The sequence below is a fragment of the Cognatiyoonia sp. genome, from assembly GCF_965661665.1.
GTDB lineage: Bacteria > Pseudomonadota > Alphaproteobacteria > Rhodobacterales > Rhodobacteraceae > Cognatiyoonia.
This window is the reverse complement of the sequence record NZ_CBFIEO010000001.1, coordinates 98,272-113,001: the sequence shown is the minus strand read 5'-3', so window position 1 is coordinate 113,001 and position 14,730 is coordinate 98,272. Positions and strand designations below refer to the sequence as shown.

The following is a 14,730-nucleotide window of genomic DNA, read 5'->3' as shown; positions in this document are numbered from 1 at the left end:
CAATGTCCCCCATCAAAACCAAACGGGATGGTGCCATTCTTGAGGTCACGCTGGATCGACCGAAAGCAAATGCGATTGATCTGGCGACCAGCCGGATCATGGGTGACGTCTTTGCGGAGTTTCGCGATGATCCCGAACTGCGCGTCGCCATCATCACCGCAGCGGGGGAGAAATTCTTTTGCCCAGGCTGGGACCTGAAAGCGGCGGCAGACGGTGACGCTGTTGATGGAGACTACGGTGTCGGTGGTTTCGGTGGCCTGCAGGAGTTGCGCGATCTAAACAAGCCCGTCATTGCGGCGATCAACGGGATTGCTTGCGGCGGCGGGCTTGAGCTTGCCTTGTCTGCCGACATGATCATCGCCGCAGATCATGCCACCTTCGCTCTACCCGAACTACGGTCCGGCACTGTGGCGGATGCGGCGAGTATTAAACTGCCAAAACGCATCCCCTATCACATCGCGATGGAGCTTTTGTTGACTGGCCGCTGGTTTGACGCGGAAGAAGCAAAGCAATGGGGCCTCGTCAATGAAATCACAGCGCCCGAAACGTTGATCGAGCGGACTTGGGAACTGGCCCGACTGATCGCTAGCGGCCCACCCTTGGTTTATGCCGCCATCAAGGAGGTTGTGAGGGACGCAGAGGGTTCCAAATTTCAAGACGCGATGAACCGGATCACTAACCGTCAATTGCGGTCAGTGGACATCCTGTATGGCAGCGAAGACCAGTTGGAAGGCGCCCGTGCTTTCGCCGAAAAACGCGATCCCGTTTGGAAAGGCCGCTGATCGCCTCAAAAAAGCACAAGTTTGCCAGTATTTGTCTCGGGATTGCTAAAGGAGCGAAATTCTAATGTTAAATTTCCAAGCATCCTCCGCACTGGTGGCTCTGATGGTTGTTTCCGCTTGTGGTGGCGGGGCTGTTAATCCGGAAACTGCACCGACCTTTAACGCTTGTTTATGCGCAAATGCCGTTTTCTGACTTGTGAGTTTCAGGTTTTCCTGCATGCTCTGCGAGGACCATTTTGCCAACTCTCGCATACGCAAAATGACCTCAATAGGGAGAAAAACATGAAACACACATTCAAATTGGCATCAGCTGCTGTAACAGCTGGTCTGCTTTCCGCAACATCCGCTCAGGCAGATTGTGGTGAAGTTTCTATCACACAGATGGACTGGGCCTCTTCTCAAGTTGTAACGGCTGTTGCCGCCTTCTTGATGGAGCAGGGCTATGGCTGCACCGTTCAGCAGGTTCCATCCTCCACCGTTCCAGCGCTTACATCGCTTGCTGAAACTGGCGAGCCTGACATCCTGACAGAGGTTTGGGCAAACTCCACACCTGCCTACGAAGGCCTGCTGGAAGAAGGCAAATTGGTCGAGCTGACCGACGTGCTGTCCGATGGTGGTGTCGAAGCATGGTGGATCCCTGCGTACCTCGCAGAATCCAACCCAGAGCTGACAACATGGGAGGGCATCATGGCGAACCCAGCGGCTGTCGGCGGCAAGTTCCATGACTGCCCATCAGGTTGGGCCTGCGACATCATCAACAACAACAACCTGAAAGCTGCAGGCATCGAAGGCACTGGCCTTGAGCGTTTCCAGCACGGTTCTGGTGAAACTCTACAAACTTCCATCGCAGCGGCATACGACGCAAAGGAGCCTTGGTTAGGCTATTACTGGGCGCCAACAGCCGTGCTCGGCAAATACCCAATGGTTCAGGTTGAAGTGCCCGCGTATGACGCGGAAGGTCACACATGTAACGGTGACGCAAACTGCGCGAACCCTGTGTTCTCCGCCTACCCGTCATCCAAGGTTGTAACTGCTGTTTCTGGCGCGTTCATGGAGCGTGAGCCAGTAGTGGCTGAACTGCTGAAAAACGTCTCTTTCACCAACGCTCAGATGGGTGAAGTGCTGGCTTGGCGTCTGGACAACAACGCGTCCAACGAAGAAGCTGCCGTTTACTTCCTGACAACTTACAAGGACGTTTGGGGTGACTGGCTGAACGACGAAGCCAAAGGCAAGCTTGCAGCACTTCTGCAGTAAGCCAAACAACTAAGAGTAAGACCCTTCCGGCCATACTGGTACGGGAGGGTCAGCTGCATTCAGGGGAACGACGATGGCTTTTTATGACGGGCTCTTTAAGACCTTGGGTCTTGAGGACTGGTGCGGGGGAGAAGCGTCAAACGCCCCTCTCTCAATGGCGGACTTGCTGGCGCAAAGCAGTGGTGAGGATGCCTCCGGTCCAATCTTACCATTCCCCTCTCTGGATAACCTCAACGAAAGCTGTAGCGCAGTCAGCCAAACGCGCGACCTGACAAAAGGGATTGAAGACAGCTTTCTCGCGGCCAAGCCCACACTCAAAACTGTTCTGGACCCGATCACCCAGCCATTGAGCTGGTTGCTGGACGGGGCGCTGTGGACGTTTAACGCCGTTCCTTGGTGGATCATGATCCCCGTGCTGGTTGCCGTTTCTTGGTATGCCTCCCGCAGCAAGCCAGTCACGATCTTCGTGGCGTTCTCCATCCTGCTGATGGCATTTGTCGACCACTATGATGTCGCGATGCAGACGCTTTCGATCATCTTTGTCTGTACGGGGATATCTGTTCTTCTGGGCGTGCCCATTGGGATTGCCATGTCGAAATCGGACCGATTACAAAAGTCGATCGTGCCGATATTGGACTTGCTCCAAACGCTACCAACCTTTGTTTATCTGATCCCGCTGATCTTCCTGTTCTCGGTGACAGAGTCAAAGCTCTACGGTATCGCGATCATTCTGTACGCCATCGTTCCGGTCATTCGTCTGACCGACCTTGGTATCCGGCTGGTCGACCAAGACGTTGTTGAAGCGGCCAATGCGTTCGGAATGACCTCCCGACAAAAACTTGTTGGGGTAGAGCTTCCTCTGGCCCTTCCCAACATTATGGCTGGCGTGAACCAGACGATCATGATGAGCCTCGCGATGGTTGTGATCGCCTCCCTCGTGTCCGCACCGGGTCTGGGTGTGAACGTCTTACGGGGCATCCGAAATCTCGAACTTGGTGTCGGGATCGTGGCGGGCATCGGAATTGTGTTGCTTGCTGTCATCCTTGACCGCGTGTCGAAAGCGGCCTTGAGCCGCGTCGACATGACCAACATGAAACACTAAGCGGACGGACGATAGATGACCAAAGACCCCAAAGTTCGCCTGCGCGGCCTCTATAAAATCTTCGGCAAAGAACCGGGCCTTGCCCTGACCCACGTCAAGAACGGAGTCGGTAAAGAACAGTTACTTGTGGAACACAAGCACGTGCTCGGCCTGCAAGACATCAATGTCGACATGCAAGAAGGTGAAATCACCGTCGTCATGGGCCTTTCGGGCTCAGGTAAATCGACACTCATCCGCCATCTCAACCGTCTCATCGAACCAACGGATGGGGAAATCCTCCTCGACGGCCAAGATGTCACGAAGCTGTCCGAAAGTGGTCTGCGCGAATTGCGCCAGAACAAGATGTCGATGGTGTTTCAAAAGTTTGCACTGCTGCCGCACCGCACCGTTTTGCAGAACGCCGCGATGGCGATAAAAGTGCGCGGGGAGCCCGATGCTGACCAGGAGCGGGAGGCGATGAAATGGCTCGCCCGCGTTGGGCTGTCTGGATATGAAAACCACTATCCTGCGCAACTGTCGGGCGGTATGCAGCAACGTGTGGGCATTGCCCGCGCACTGACAGCAAACACTAATATCATGCTGATGGACGAAGCATTCTCCGCCCTCGACCCGCTGATCCGCACGGACATGCAGGACTTGTTGCTGGAGCTTCAAAAGGAGCTTCACAAGACTATCATCTTCATCACCCACGACTTGGACGAGGCGCTGAAACTCGCCGACCATCTGGTGATCTTGAAGGACGGTCGCGTGGTACAGCAGGGTGAACCGCAAGGCATCCTTTTGGAGCCAAACGATCCCTACATCGAAGACTTCGTCAGTGACATCAACCGCGCCCGCGTTCTCAAAGTCCGCTCCGTGATGGAGCCATTGAATGGCGCCAAGCCACCGAAAAATTCACATGGCGAAGTTGATCAGAACGACTCACTCGAAAACATGATCGCGAGGTCGGGTGGTGACACGACCCACAGCTACACGGTGACAAAGAACGGGGAGCCGGTGGGCGTCCTTGAAATGAAAAGCCTTGTGCGCGCATTGGTCCCGCGTGTTGCGTCGTCAGAGGGTGCGCGGAAATCCTAAAGCGCAGCGCTCACGCGGCGTACAACCGCTCTATTTCTGCATGGTAGACCTCAGTGATCTTTGATCGCCGGACCTTCATTGTGGCGGTCACTTCGCCATCGTCGTGGTCCAATTCCTTTGGTAGCAACCAAACCTTCTTGATCTGCTCAACACGGGCGAGGTTCTTGTTTCGCCATGCAACTTCCTGATCGATAAGCGCGACTGTTTTAGGATGTTCCGCCAACGACCGGAACGTCGTGTAGGTGATATTCTGCGCCTCAGCCCAAAGCCGCACCGTATCAAAATCAATCTGGATCATGGCAGTGACATAGGGCCGCTTGTCCGCAATGACGATGCATTCCTTGACATAAGGTGACGCCTTCATCGTATTTTCGATCAAGGAAGGTGTTAGGTTTTTACCAGCCGCATTGATCATGATGTCCTTTTTGCGATCCACAATCGCAAATGACCCATCAGCAAACTGCTTGGCGATGTCGCCCGTGTGCAGCCACCCATCGACAATTGTATCTGCCGTTGCTTCTGGGTTCTTGTAATAGCCTTTGAAGACGAGGCCGCCTTTGAACAAAAGCTCCCCATCGTCGGCGATCTTGGCTTGCATAGCAGAAGGAATGAACCCCACCCGCCCTTCGCACTCGCCCCAATCGGGTTGCAGGGTTGCGGCACCGCTTGTTTCCGTCATGCCCCAAACTTCGCGGATGTTCATGCCGATCCCCCGCAGGAAGACCAGCAGCTCTTCTGAGATGGGCGCTGCGGCCGTCAATGCGATCTGAACGCGACCAAGGCCGAGGTATGACCTCATATGCCGATAGACGAGCGCGTCCCAAAACCGGAAAGAAATCTTCTGGCCCATCGACCACTTGGCCCGCGGTGTGTCCTGACGGCGCTGGGCGGACCGCAGCGCCAGTCCAGTCAAGAACCGGCGGAGCCGTGAATTGGTTTGCAACTGAACCATCAGGCCCGCCTGCATCTTTTCCCAAATGCGCGGAACGCCAAAGAACAACTGCGGCGCAACATCGCGCAGATCCAAGGTGATTGTGCGCAGGCTTTCCCCAAAGTTCATCGTGTGGCGACCCGCCAAACAATTGACGACGGTCATGTTTTGCTCCGCCACGTGGCACAGCGGCAGATAGCTCAAGATGTTGCTGTTGGCTGGCAGGTCATCGAAGAATTCATACGCCAAAGATCCGGCCACAAAGAAGTTGTTGTGACTGATTTCGGCGGCCTTCGGCGCGCCCGTCGATCCCGAGGTGAAGACCATCAGCGCAGTATCATCGGGCGCGATTGCCTCAAGGCGTCGATCAAGCGCCGCCCCGTTCTTTTCTAGGTTTTCAGCGCCGAGCGTATAGAGATCATCAAATTCCATGAGGCCAAGGAAGTCTTGCTCCTTCAGCCCTTTTGGCTCAAAGACCACCAATCTTTTCAGATGCTCCGCCTTGCCCGACAGTTCAACGATTTTGTCAAACTGCTCCTGATCCTCGATAAAGAGAAGCTCCGTTTCAGAGGCATTAATAAGGTGGTCCAATTCTGCCGCGGGGCTTGTTGGGTACATTCCCACCACCACCGCTCCGGCGGCTTGTGCTGCGAACTGCGTCAGAACCCATTCCTGACGGTTCTCTGACAAGATGCCGATTTTGTCATTTGGCTTTACACCAAGTTCGATCAGGGCAGAGGCGAGCGAGCGAACTTTATGGTGAAGCTCAAGCCAAGTCGTTTCATTCCAAATGCCAAACCGCTTCTGCCGCATCGCAACCAGGTCTGGGGAGGCTTTCGCATGATCCGCGATGACTTGAACGCTGGTCCGAAATCCTTGTTGCTCGAATGCATTGATCTTTTGTATCATCAGCTGAGCCACCGTTTGCGTCGCTTGTAGTGCTTTACATCTCGGAAGCTTTCCCGCGCTTCGTCATCCGCACTCATGCCCAGATAGAAGCTGCGCACATCGGGGTCGTTTTGCAGCTTTGACACCTCACCTTCGAGAACGATCTGGCCGCCCTCCATGATGTATCCGTAGTCTGCCAGGGAAAAGGCCACTTGTGCGTTCTGTTCCACCAACAGAATCCCAACCCCGTCTTCGGCATTCAGTCTGCGGACGGTTTCAAAAATCTCAGCGATGATCTTCGGGGCCAAGCCTAGTGAAGGTTCATCCATCAAGATCATCGATGGCTCTGCCACCATCGCACGGCCAAAGGCCAACATTTGTTGTTCACCGCCGGACAAATATCCAGCGGTTTGCGTCCTGCGCTCTTTCAGCCGCGGGAAGAATTCATAGACCTTGTCATAGTTTGGTTTCGCGGACCGCGACCGCAGCGCATTGGCCGCAACCAGCAAGTTTTCTTCCACGGTCAGTTCCGTGAATATTCGCCGCCCCTCACGAATGTGAAACAGCCCTTCGTGCACCAATCCATCGGGTGTCATCGATGAAACGGGCTTGCCGTTAAACTCAATCAGCCCTTCGCAGACTCGACCGTTTTCCAGTTCCAACAGGCGCGTCGCTGCTCTTAGCGTCGTTGTTTTGCCCGCACCGTTTGACCCCAATAAAGCAACGATCTTGCCTTTGGGCGCTTCCAAAGAAAGACCCCGCAGCGCCTGAATTGTGTGATGGTACACAACTTCAATATTTTCGATCTTCAGCAACAGTTGTCACCTTTGCGGAAGTGAGTTGCCAACCGAGCTGAGCCCGGCGGCACAGTCTTCTACACAGTCAACCAATCGGAGGTTGGCGTGAACAAACGCGACTCAGCGGAGTACTGATACACGCGACCGATCCCGACTTTGTTGTTCTCGATCGAGACGTTCTTGCCATAGTAGCCGCCCAAATTGACATCTTTGACCGTCGCCAAAGCCGCAGCGATATTGTCAGCGTTGGACATTTCCAAGCCAGCATCAGCGTTGCGTTTCAACGCGATGGTCAGCAACTCAAGCGATGCAAACGCCTGCAGTCCCCATGTCGGCATATAGTTTTCCAGCGGTGTGCCAGCAAACATCGTCTTGGACATCTCAGCAATCTGCTGGAGGCGCGGCGCGTCTTCCTGATCGTAGGAATAGCGATACGGCATCACGCCCTGATACCCATCGAGAAATGGCCCGGCTTCCGCCGTCACGCGGTCGGCGATCAGCTTTTCCATGCCCCAGAAGGTGCCCATGAATTTGGTTGCCAAACCGAACTGACGGGCACCGCCAATCAGTTGTGGCCAGACACCGGTCACGTAGCCCTGCAAGATGCAGTAGTCGGGGTTGGCCTGCGCCAGCTTTGTGACGTGCGTTGGAATATCTGCGCCTTGTGTCTTGGTGGCTTCAACAAGAACAACGTCAATCCCCAGCTCTGCCGCGCGCTTTTTGCCGTGCTCCAACGGATCGGTGCCGAACTCATTATTGGAATGGATGAACGCAACGCTTTTGCCCCCCTTAGCCGCGATGTCCTGCAACAGGATGTCGAACTGATCAGCGTAGGTTGGGCCGGACATGAACTGGTATGGATGCGTTTCAGGGTTGGCAAGCTCAGTCGCAAAAGATGTCGACGTCATCATCCGCGCCTGATCGCCCTTCAGCTCTGGCCCAACAAGCTTCATGAAGCCGGTTGAATCACCGTAGTAGGCGACGACGTTCTTGCCCTCTGACGCCAACAGACGCTGGTAGTTGGCAAGCGCATTGGTCGCGACATAGCCTGAGTCTTCGGTAACGATCTTGATGTTAACGCCATTGATCCCGCCTTCCGCATTGATCATCGCTTGGTAAAGCGAGAACGCAGGCGCGATCAGCTTACCTGCAGTTGCGAAAGGCCCTGTCAGAGGCAGCGATGCGCCAATGATGTACTCAGATGACTGCGCCCGAAGAACAGTCGGCATTGCCAGAACGCTGGCACCGGCAGCGACTGCGCCGAGCATTCCGCGTCGTGTGATATTCGATTGTGTCATTTTCTTCCTCCCGTTTTACTTGATTAACCGCGCGCGAAGGGCCAGCGATTTAGCGCCCTGAACACGCGGTCAGATATTTGTGTGATGCCCAGTGGTTCAAACATAATGAAACCGATGATGAGAGCACCAAAGATAATCTCTTGAAGCGGAGCACGGATTTGCGCCGCTTGGATGGAATCGCCAACAAGCGCCCCCAGTGTCAGCTTAAGAATTTCGGGCGCGAGCACGATGATAAGTGACCCGAACACCGGCCCCATCGTGCGCCCCATCCCCCCAACAATCAGCGCCGCGACAAGTTGCAGCGACAGCATAAGCTCAAACTGCTCAGGCAGCACCTTAGCGTAGAAATACGCAAACATCGCGCCAGCTAGACCGCAGCAGGCTGCAGAGATTGAAAAACTTGTCAGCTTATACCGCAATAAAGATACGCCGAGCAGCTCCGCTGAATAGTCCCGCTCACGGATCGCGATGAACGCTCTGCCGACCCGTGTCCGAAAGAGGTTCTGCACAAGCAAGACCGTCACAAAGGCCATAGCCGCAATCACCGCAAAAACTTCCCGCTGTGTGTCCAAGACCCATCCGAACAGGCTGGGGTCCACGGTGGTCAGTCCTGTTTTGCTACCTGTCCATGCGGCCAAAGCATCCAGCTCGATGACAAAGATGATGATGAAATTCGAGCTCAATGTCGCGACGGCCAGATACACGCCTTTGACCCGCAGCGACGGCAGTCCAACGATGATGCCAATGACAGCCGCCAATGCCATCGCGCCTGGAATGGCCAAGAAGGCATGAAGGCCGGTCGGTATCGACGTCAGCGCTAGCAACTGGTGCAGCACCGTCACGCCATAAGCCCCAATCGCAACAAATCCTGCGTGTCCCAGCGACACCAAACCGGTGTAGCCGGTCACAACATTCACACCGACAACGGCAATTACCATGATCCCGTATTGGCAGGCGATAAGGATCAAATAATCATTCGCAACAAATGGAAAGAGCCCGGCCAAAGCAGCCAAACCCCAAACAAAGACGGCTTTGTAAGCGTTGTTGATGATCTGCTCATCAGCGGCATAGGTGGTTTTGTAATTGCCGTTAATCATAACCGCTCCACCTCTTTCGAACCCATCAGGCCGTGCGGTCGAATCAAGATGACAATCAAAACGGCGACGTAGGGTGTGATCTCAACCCAATCACCGCCCAATTGCCATTGAACGAGCGCCTCCAAAACACCCACTACGAGTGAGGCGATAAAGACGCCGATGAAGCTATCGAGCCCACCCATCAAGACGATGGCCAGAACGGAAAACCCAAAAAGCCCAAGGGAGGGGGAGACGCCATCACGCGCTGCGAGGATCGCCCCAGCAACCGCACCTGTCGCGGCGGCCAGCACCCAGGCTTGCGCAAAAACGCGCGGGACAGAGATACCCATGGAATAAGCCGTAGATTGATCTTCTGACGCGGCCCGCATTGCGACACCCGCAGAAGATCGGCGAAGCCACAAGACGATGGTCCCAAAGATCGCGATGGCAATCCCCATGCTCACCAAGTTGGCGCCAAATATGAAAATGGGGGATCCGAACAATTCAAACCTGAGCGCTGGGTTTGGGGCCAGATGAGGCACCGATGCCGCGTCCCCTGTCCACAACACCGACTTGATCCCTGACAAGACGGAGATCAGCCCGACAGTAATCATGATCATCGCAAACTGTGATTGCCCCAACAAAGGCCGCATCAAGAACCGCTCTATCAATCGCGCCAGGATGCCGGAGGCAATGACAGCGGCCACCAATCCAAACACGATCCTTGGCAAATTCTCCAACCAACTGAGCCAAGCAGCGGCTGGCGAAAACATCGCGGCCTCTGCCTTTGCTTTTGTCAGCCACTCTGGTGAAAACCTCAGCGCGGGAAACCAATCCGCAGACGGCAGGATGACTGCGAAAGTATAATAGAAATAAGCCCCTATCATGATGACATAGCCATGCGCGAAATTGACGACACGGGTGGCTTTGTAGACAGCGATAATGCCCAGAGCAATCAGCGCATAAATCGCACCTGACATGAGTCCGTTAATCGTGAACTGAATGAACTGACCCATTAAGCCGCCTGTCCAAGGTAGGCATCAATCACGTCCGGATGCTTTAAAATCTCTTCCGGCGTTCCCTGCGCAATCTGCCTGCCAAAATTCAGAACAACGATGTGTGAGCAGATATCCATCACAAGGTTCATATCATGCTCGACCAACAGGATCGTTGTACCAAACTTTTCCTGAACATCTAGGATGAACCTTGCCATATCCGCCGTCTCTTCGCGGTTCATTCCGGCAACCGGCTCATCAAGCAAAAGGATCTTTGGCTTCATCGCCATAGCACGGGCAAGCTCCACCCGTTTCTGCAAACCATAGGGCAGCGCAGTAATGGGTGCTTTGCGAATGTGGTCAATCTCAAGAAAGTCGATCACCCGCTCTTCAAGGTCTTGCCGTAGGGCAAGCTCCTCTTTCTGGGCGGAGCCAAAGTACCGCAGCGCCGACCAAACCGTCGCATCCAACCGTGTGTGACTGCCAAGTTTGATATTATCGAGAACTGTCATCCCCCGAAAAAGCGCGATATTCTGAAATGTCCGCGCCATGCCAAGTTCGGCCCGCTTGTTGGGGCTAAGGCCAGATATATCCTTACCACCAAAAGTCACCGTGCCTTTGTCAGCAGCATAAAACCCTGAGATCACATTGAACAAAGACGTCTTTCCAGCACCGTTTGGCCCGATCACGCCGGTGATCTCACCCGCCTTTGCCTCAAAGGACACACCCTGCAGCGCCTTCACTCCTCCAAAGGATAAATGAACATCATTAACGCGCAGCATAGCCCCTCCCCAGGCTTTGGCGGTATCAGGTCAGCCTATAAACAAGATTTCAATTGTCAAACCAGGAAGTTGGGTCAAGTTGCGACCAAATGAACTTTGTGGATTTGAAACTTCCGACACGTGGCTCTACCAATCGCTTGGTATTTGGGAACGCCACGACAGAACTCTGATCAACGAAAGGTCGGGGAAATAGTGCAGATGATAGGGCTCGAACCTACGACCCCATTATTACGAATGACGTGCTCTACCAGCTGAGCTACAGCGGCACAAAACGTCCCTAGCACTGCTTTTCAAGAACGAAAAGAGGCTAGGTGACAAGCGTCTCTTCATCACCTTTGTTATTAACTTCGACAACTTCAGCGGACTGAGGATCGGGTCCGACAATCAATGGCAACATCTCCGCCCCTGTCGGTGAGACTACCTCAGCCTCAGGTGGTCGCTTCCATGTGAGCGTGTCAATCGATCTGCAGTTCGAACAGGTCGCAGACCATTTTGCTTCGATGTGTTGGCAATTGTCACACATCCACTGTGGACCACGTGGCGCAGAGACCGCCTTTGCCAGCCAGCCGCGAACCGCTGCTTCATCAGCACCCTCGCCGCGTTCAATCGCAGCCATGATCGTGAGCGACCGCGCTGTCGGGTCTTCATCGACCAAGTTACTCAGCGCCTTTCGGGCTGCTGGGAAGTCTTCTGCGGCCAAGTTCAATTCCGCCAGCAGCATCTTCGTCTCGGCGTGATCAGGGTTCTGTTTTGTCAAAGTCTTGAACCGCTTGATCCGCTCAACCGGTGTTTCTGTCAGAACTATAGAAGCAAAAGTTGCAGCCAAATCAGGATGAGGCTGCACGCCCCATGCCTTCGATAGAACGCGGGACGCGTACCGCTGTTTGTCATCTTTGATGTAGGCCTTAGCCGCCATGATCGCCGCTGGTATAAGATCTGGTGACAGACGGTTGGCTTCGATCGCGATTTCGCGCACTTTGACACTGTTGCCCTCTTCCCAAATGTCCTTCGCAGACGACAGGGCGAGCACGGCGTCGCGCCGTTTGTGAACATCGCGCGGCAGGTAGCCAGCCTTCAACTTCGCGCCCAAAGTATCGCGCGCTCCAACCCAATCCTCTTTCTCAGCTTGCAGCTTCAAAAGGACGTCTTGAGTTTCTTCATGCTTTGGTTTCAGCGCAAATGCCTTTTGCGCAAGCGCCATCGCCGTTTCTGTATCCCCCGCGGCGAGCTTTTGTTTCATGATCCCACGGACACCAACGAAGCGCGTCTTGTCGGACTCCAGCAGCTTCTTATAGCTCTCTTCCGCTTTCTTCTTATCGCCAGTCATCTCCGCCGCTTGCGCAGTGAGGAGCGTTATGAGTTGAGGCTGATCCAAGTAACGGTCAGCACGCGCAGCTTTCGTCAGTGCCAAATGACCTTCTCCAGATGCCAAGGCCAGCATGCCTTCGGACAAGGCTTCATAGCCCTTCTTCTCCCTATTCCGGTCGAAGTATCGAGAAATCGCTGTCTCATCGCCGTTGAAAAAGCGGAAGGTGGCAACAAGAAACGAAAGCAGCTTAAGACCAAGCCAAACTGCCACGACCAAGAGCACCAAGCCAATCGCCAGTTCCAGCGGGCCAAACGTCGCTTCTTGCCCGCCCATCTGGATCGTCGCACCGCCAGGCATGTCCATCAGCAGCGTTGCCCCAAACGTGAGCACAATCACCGCCAGAATGAACACAGAAATCTTGATAAGGGACCAAATCATATCAGCGGCTTTCAGTTGACGTTGTATTTTGAGGAGAGGCTGTTGGCTGCATCAACGGCAGCGGCACGGCGTTCAGCCTCGGCAACCCAGTCAGACAGTTCTACGCGGGCGACTTCTGGCAAGCTAGAAATCTCGGCCAGCGCATCATTGATCCGGCCCGAATTCACGGCAGCCTCAGCGCGGGACAAAACTGCATCAGCACTTGTGCCATCTTGCGGCTCGACCGAGCGGACGGAGAATTGGTTTTTAAGGAACGCTTTGAAACCGGAACTGTCCTCTCCAGATGCGCCTTCGGCACGGGCAACGGACAAGGCTGACCGAGCGGCATCAGGAAAGGCGTCGCTCAACGCGGAGACGGTCGCGACACCGTCTTTTCCCGCAGCAAGATTCTCTGGCAGCGGCTCATCGCTGACTTGCTCTAACTCAGCCAAAACCGCGCCATAAGACACCCCACTGTCCAAGGCTGTATGGATGCGCGCAATCGCCGACCGTGCGGTAGCTGCACGTGCCGCAGCGATAATTTGCGCCTCAATCGCTTGAGCCTCATCTTGTGTCACCTGAAGTTGTGCTTCCGCGGCACTCATCATGTCGTCCATCGCTGCTTGCTGATCAACCAGTTGATCGCGCAGCGCCTGAATATCACGTTCATAGGCAGCAATCGCAGCCTCTTGCAGGGTTCCGTCCCCATTTGGCTGTTTCTCGATCATCTCTACCCGCTCGGTCAGGGCTGTGAGCGCCGCCACTGTTTCTGACTGAGCCGCTTCAACTGTACTCGCAAGACTGGAGACTTCATCTGTCAACGGCGTAATATCATTTGGGGCGGGCAACCCCGCCACCTGATCTTTCAGGTTCGAGATCTCGGTTTGCAGTGCTGCAAGTTCCGCCGTTTGGTCGTGATTCGACAGCAGCGGGAAATATGTTGTGATTCCGTAACCGATTGCGCCGGCGACAAGACCCCCGATAACCATCGCGATGGTTCCGCCACGGCGTACTTCGACCACTTGCGGTTCAGATGCCGGGGGTGTGATAGATTCCTTGTCGGGCTCTACTGTTTCCACTTCCTCAGGACCTGCCTCCACCTCTTCAGGCTGTGGCTCCAAGGATTCTTGGTCCTGCACAACTTCAGCATCGACGACATCGTCAGTCTTTTTCTTGGGTTTTGGAGATGGTTTCTTCGCCACAACCGGTCCTTTTGAATTTAAAAGGGATTCTCTTAAACGCCCTTGAGGCTACCTTGCTTATCTTTGACCCTCAAGTGACCGGGAGAGACGTCAGATCAGGACAAAAGCTCGCACGTTAGATCGAGCATGTCAGATAAATCAGGCGAACGCGCGACATGTATGTTGCTTCCCCCCAATCCGACAACCACCGACGCTACGTTCTCACTCATTGCGACGAACTGAACGCCTGAACGGATATTAAGTTCCTCAAGTATCAAGGCAGATCGCGGCGAAAATACGGGAAGGACGACACGTCCGCTCCCCTCAATCGCTTGCTGAAACGCGGCGGTGGGAGGTTGTTGGACCTGTCGATACACAATAAGACGCTCTGCCTTGATGCCTACAGCATTCAAATCACTCACGAGATCGCCCGTCACCTGTTCGCCAGAGATATGGAGGAGTGGTTGAACCGGCTTGTCAGCCATGACCAATTGGACGAGTTCAGCATTGGTTCCCTTGGCATTGCGCGTGTCAAAGCCAGCCTCTCGCGCCAGTTCAGTGGTGGCGTCACCCACACAATAGGCCAGTCTTGGCATAGAGAGGCTCAGGTTTTGCGCGCATGCGACCGCATTTGGTGATGTGAAGATCAAAGGGCCTTCATGATTTGGCAAGGAGACCTCTAGCCTTTCGATCCAAAAAGCGGGGGAGATCACGCATTCAACTGAGCCGCCAAGACGCGCCTCGACCTCTGCCTGAAAAGACAGTGATTGACGCTCGGGACGGCACAGCAGAAGGATGGGTTGGCGCATTCCGATCTCGTCATTGTCGGTTGATCTATGGC

The 14,730-nt window shown here is 54.6% G+C and carries 13 protein-coding genes; 4 read left to right on the top strand and 9 right to left on the bottom strand.

Annotation, left to right across the window (positions count from 1 at the left end; translation table 11 throughout):
* The first annotated feature begins 2 nt into the window (after nucleotides 1–2).
* From ACTF5F_RS00565 to ACTF5F_RS00550, 4 genes are all read left to right on the top strand, one after another.
* A complete protein-coding gene (locus ACTF5F_RS00565; protein WP_438954934.1) occupies nucleotides 3–782 on the top strand; it encodes a carnitinyl-CoA dehydratase in 780 nt (259 codons plus the stop codon).
* Nucleotides 783–1,064: 282 nt separating this feature from the next.
* Nucleotides 1,065–2,036, top strand: a complete 972-nt coding sequence (locus ACTF5F_RS00560) for an ABC transporter substrate-binding protein (protein ID WP_438954933.1) — start codon at nucleotides 1,065–1,067, stop codon at nucleotides 2,034–2,036.
* Between the two features lie 73 nt (nucleotides 2,037–2,109).
* A complete protein-coding gene (locus ACTF5F_RS00555) occupies nucleotides 2,110–3,138 on the top strand; it encodes an ABC transporter permease (protein ID WP_438954932.1) in 1,029 nt (342 codons plus the stop codon).
* A 15-nt stretch (nucleotides 3,139–3,153) separates the two neighbouring features.
* Nucleotides 3,154–4,215, top strand: coding sequence for a quaternary amine ABC transporter ATP-binding protein (locus ACTF5F_RS00550; protein WP_438954931.1), 1,062 nt, complete (start codon nucleotides 3,154–3,156; stop codon nucleotides 4,213–4,215).
* A 10-nt stretch (nucleotides 4,216–4,225) separates the two neighbouring features.
* Here ACTF5F_RS00550 and ACTF5F_RS00545 read toward each other — a convergent pair whose 3' ends face one another.
* The 9 genes from ACTF5F_RS00545 to ACTF5F_RS00505 form a co-directional block, all read right to left on the bottom strand.
* Nucleotides 4,226–6,055, bottom strand: coding sequence for an AMP-dependent synthetase/ligase (locus tag ACTF5F_RS00545; RefSeq protein WP_438954930.1), 1,830 nt, complete (start codon nucleotides 6,053–6,055; stop codon nucleotides 4,226–4,228).
* Nucleotides 6,055–6,849, bottom strand: coding sequence for an ABC transporter ATP-binding protein (locus ACTF5F_RS00540; protein WP_438954929.1), 795 nt, complete (start codon nucleotides 6,847–6,849; stop codon nucleotides 6,055–6,057). The genes ACTF5F_RS00545 and ACTF5F_RS00540 overlap by 1 nt, the downstream gene beginning before the upstream one ends.
* A 59-nt stretch (nucleotides 6,850–6,908) precedes the next feature.
* Entirely contained in the window at nucleotides 6,909–8,129 is a 1,221-nt protein-coding gene (locus ACTF5F_RS00535; RefSeq protein ID WP_438954928.1) for an ABC transporter substrate-binding protein, read from the bottom strand.
* Nucleotides 8,130–8,152: 23 nt separating this feature from the next.
* A complete protein-coding gene (locus ACTF5F_RS00530) occupies nucleotides 8,153–9,226 on the bottom strand; it encodes a branched-chain amino acid ABC transporter permease (RefSeq protein ID WP_438954927.1) in 1,074 nt (357 codons plus the stop codon).
* Entirely contained in the window at nucleotides 9,223–10,221 is a 999-nt protein-coding gene (locus ACTF5F_RS00525) for a branched-chain amino acid ABC transporter permease (protein WP_438954926.1), read from the bottom strand. Before ACTF5F_RS00525 ends, ACTF5F_RS00530 begins: the two co-directional genes overlap by 4 nt.
* Complete coding sequence (locus tag ACTF5F_RS00520; protein ID WP_438954925.1) at nucleotides 10,221–10,982, bottom strand: ABC transporter ATP-binding protein; 762 nt, start codon at nucleotides 10,980–10,982, stop codon at nucleotides 10,221–10,223. Before ACTF5F_RS00520 ends, ACTF5F_RS00525 begins: the two co-directional genes overlap by 1 nt.
* Nucleotides 10,983–11,289: 307 nt before the next feature.
* Nucleotides 11,290–12,729: a heme biosynthesis protein HemY gene (locus ACTF5F_RS00515; RefSeq protein WP_438954924.1), complete on the bottom strand. Its 1,440-nt coding sequence runs from the start codon at nucleotides 12,727–12,729 to the stop codon at nucleotides 11,290–11,292.
* An 11-nt stretch (nucleotides 12,730–12,740) separates the two neighbouring features.
* Nucleotides 12,741–13,910, bottom strand: a complete 1,170-nt coding sequence (locus ACTF5F_RS00510) for a COG4223 family protein (protein ID WP_438954923.1) — start codon at nucleotides 13,908–13,910, stop codon at nucleotides 12,741–12,743.
* A 95-nt stretch (nucleotides 13,911–14,005) separates the two neighbouring features.
* Entirely contained in the window at nucleotides 14,006–14,698 is a 693-nt protein-coding gene (locus tag ACTF5F_RS00505; RefSeq protein ID WP_438954922.1) for a uroporphyrinogen-III synthase, read from the bottom strand.
* Nucleotides 14,699–14,730 lie beyond the last annotated feature (32 nt).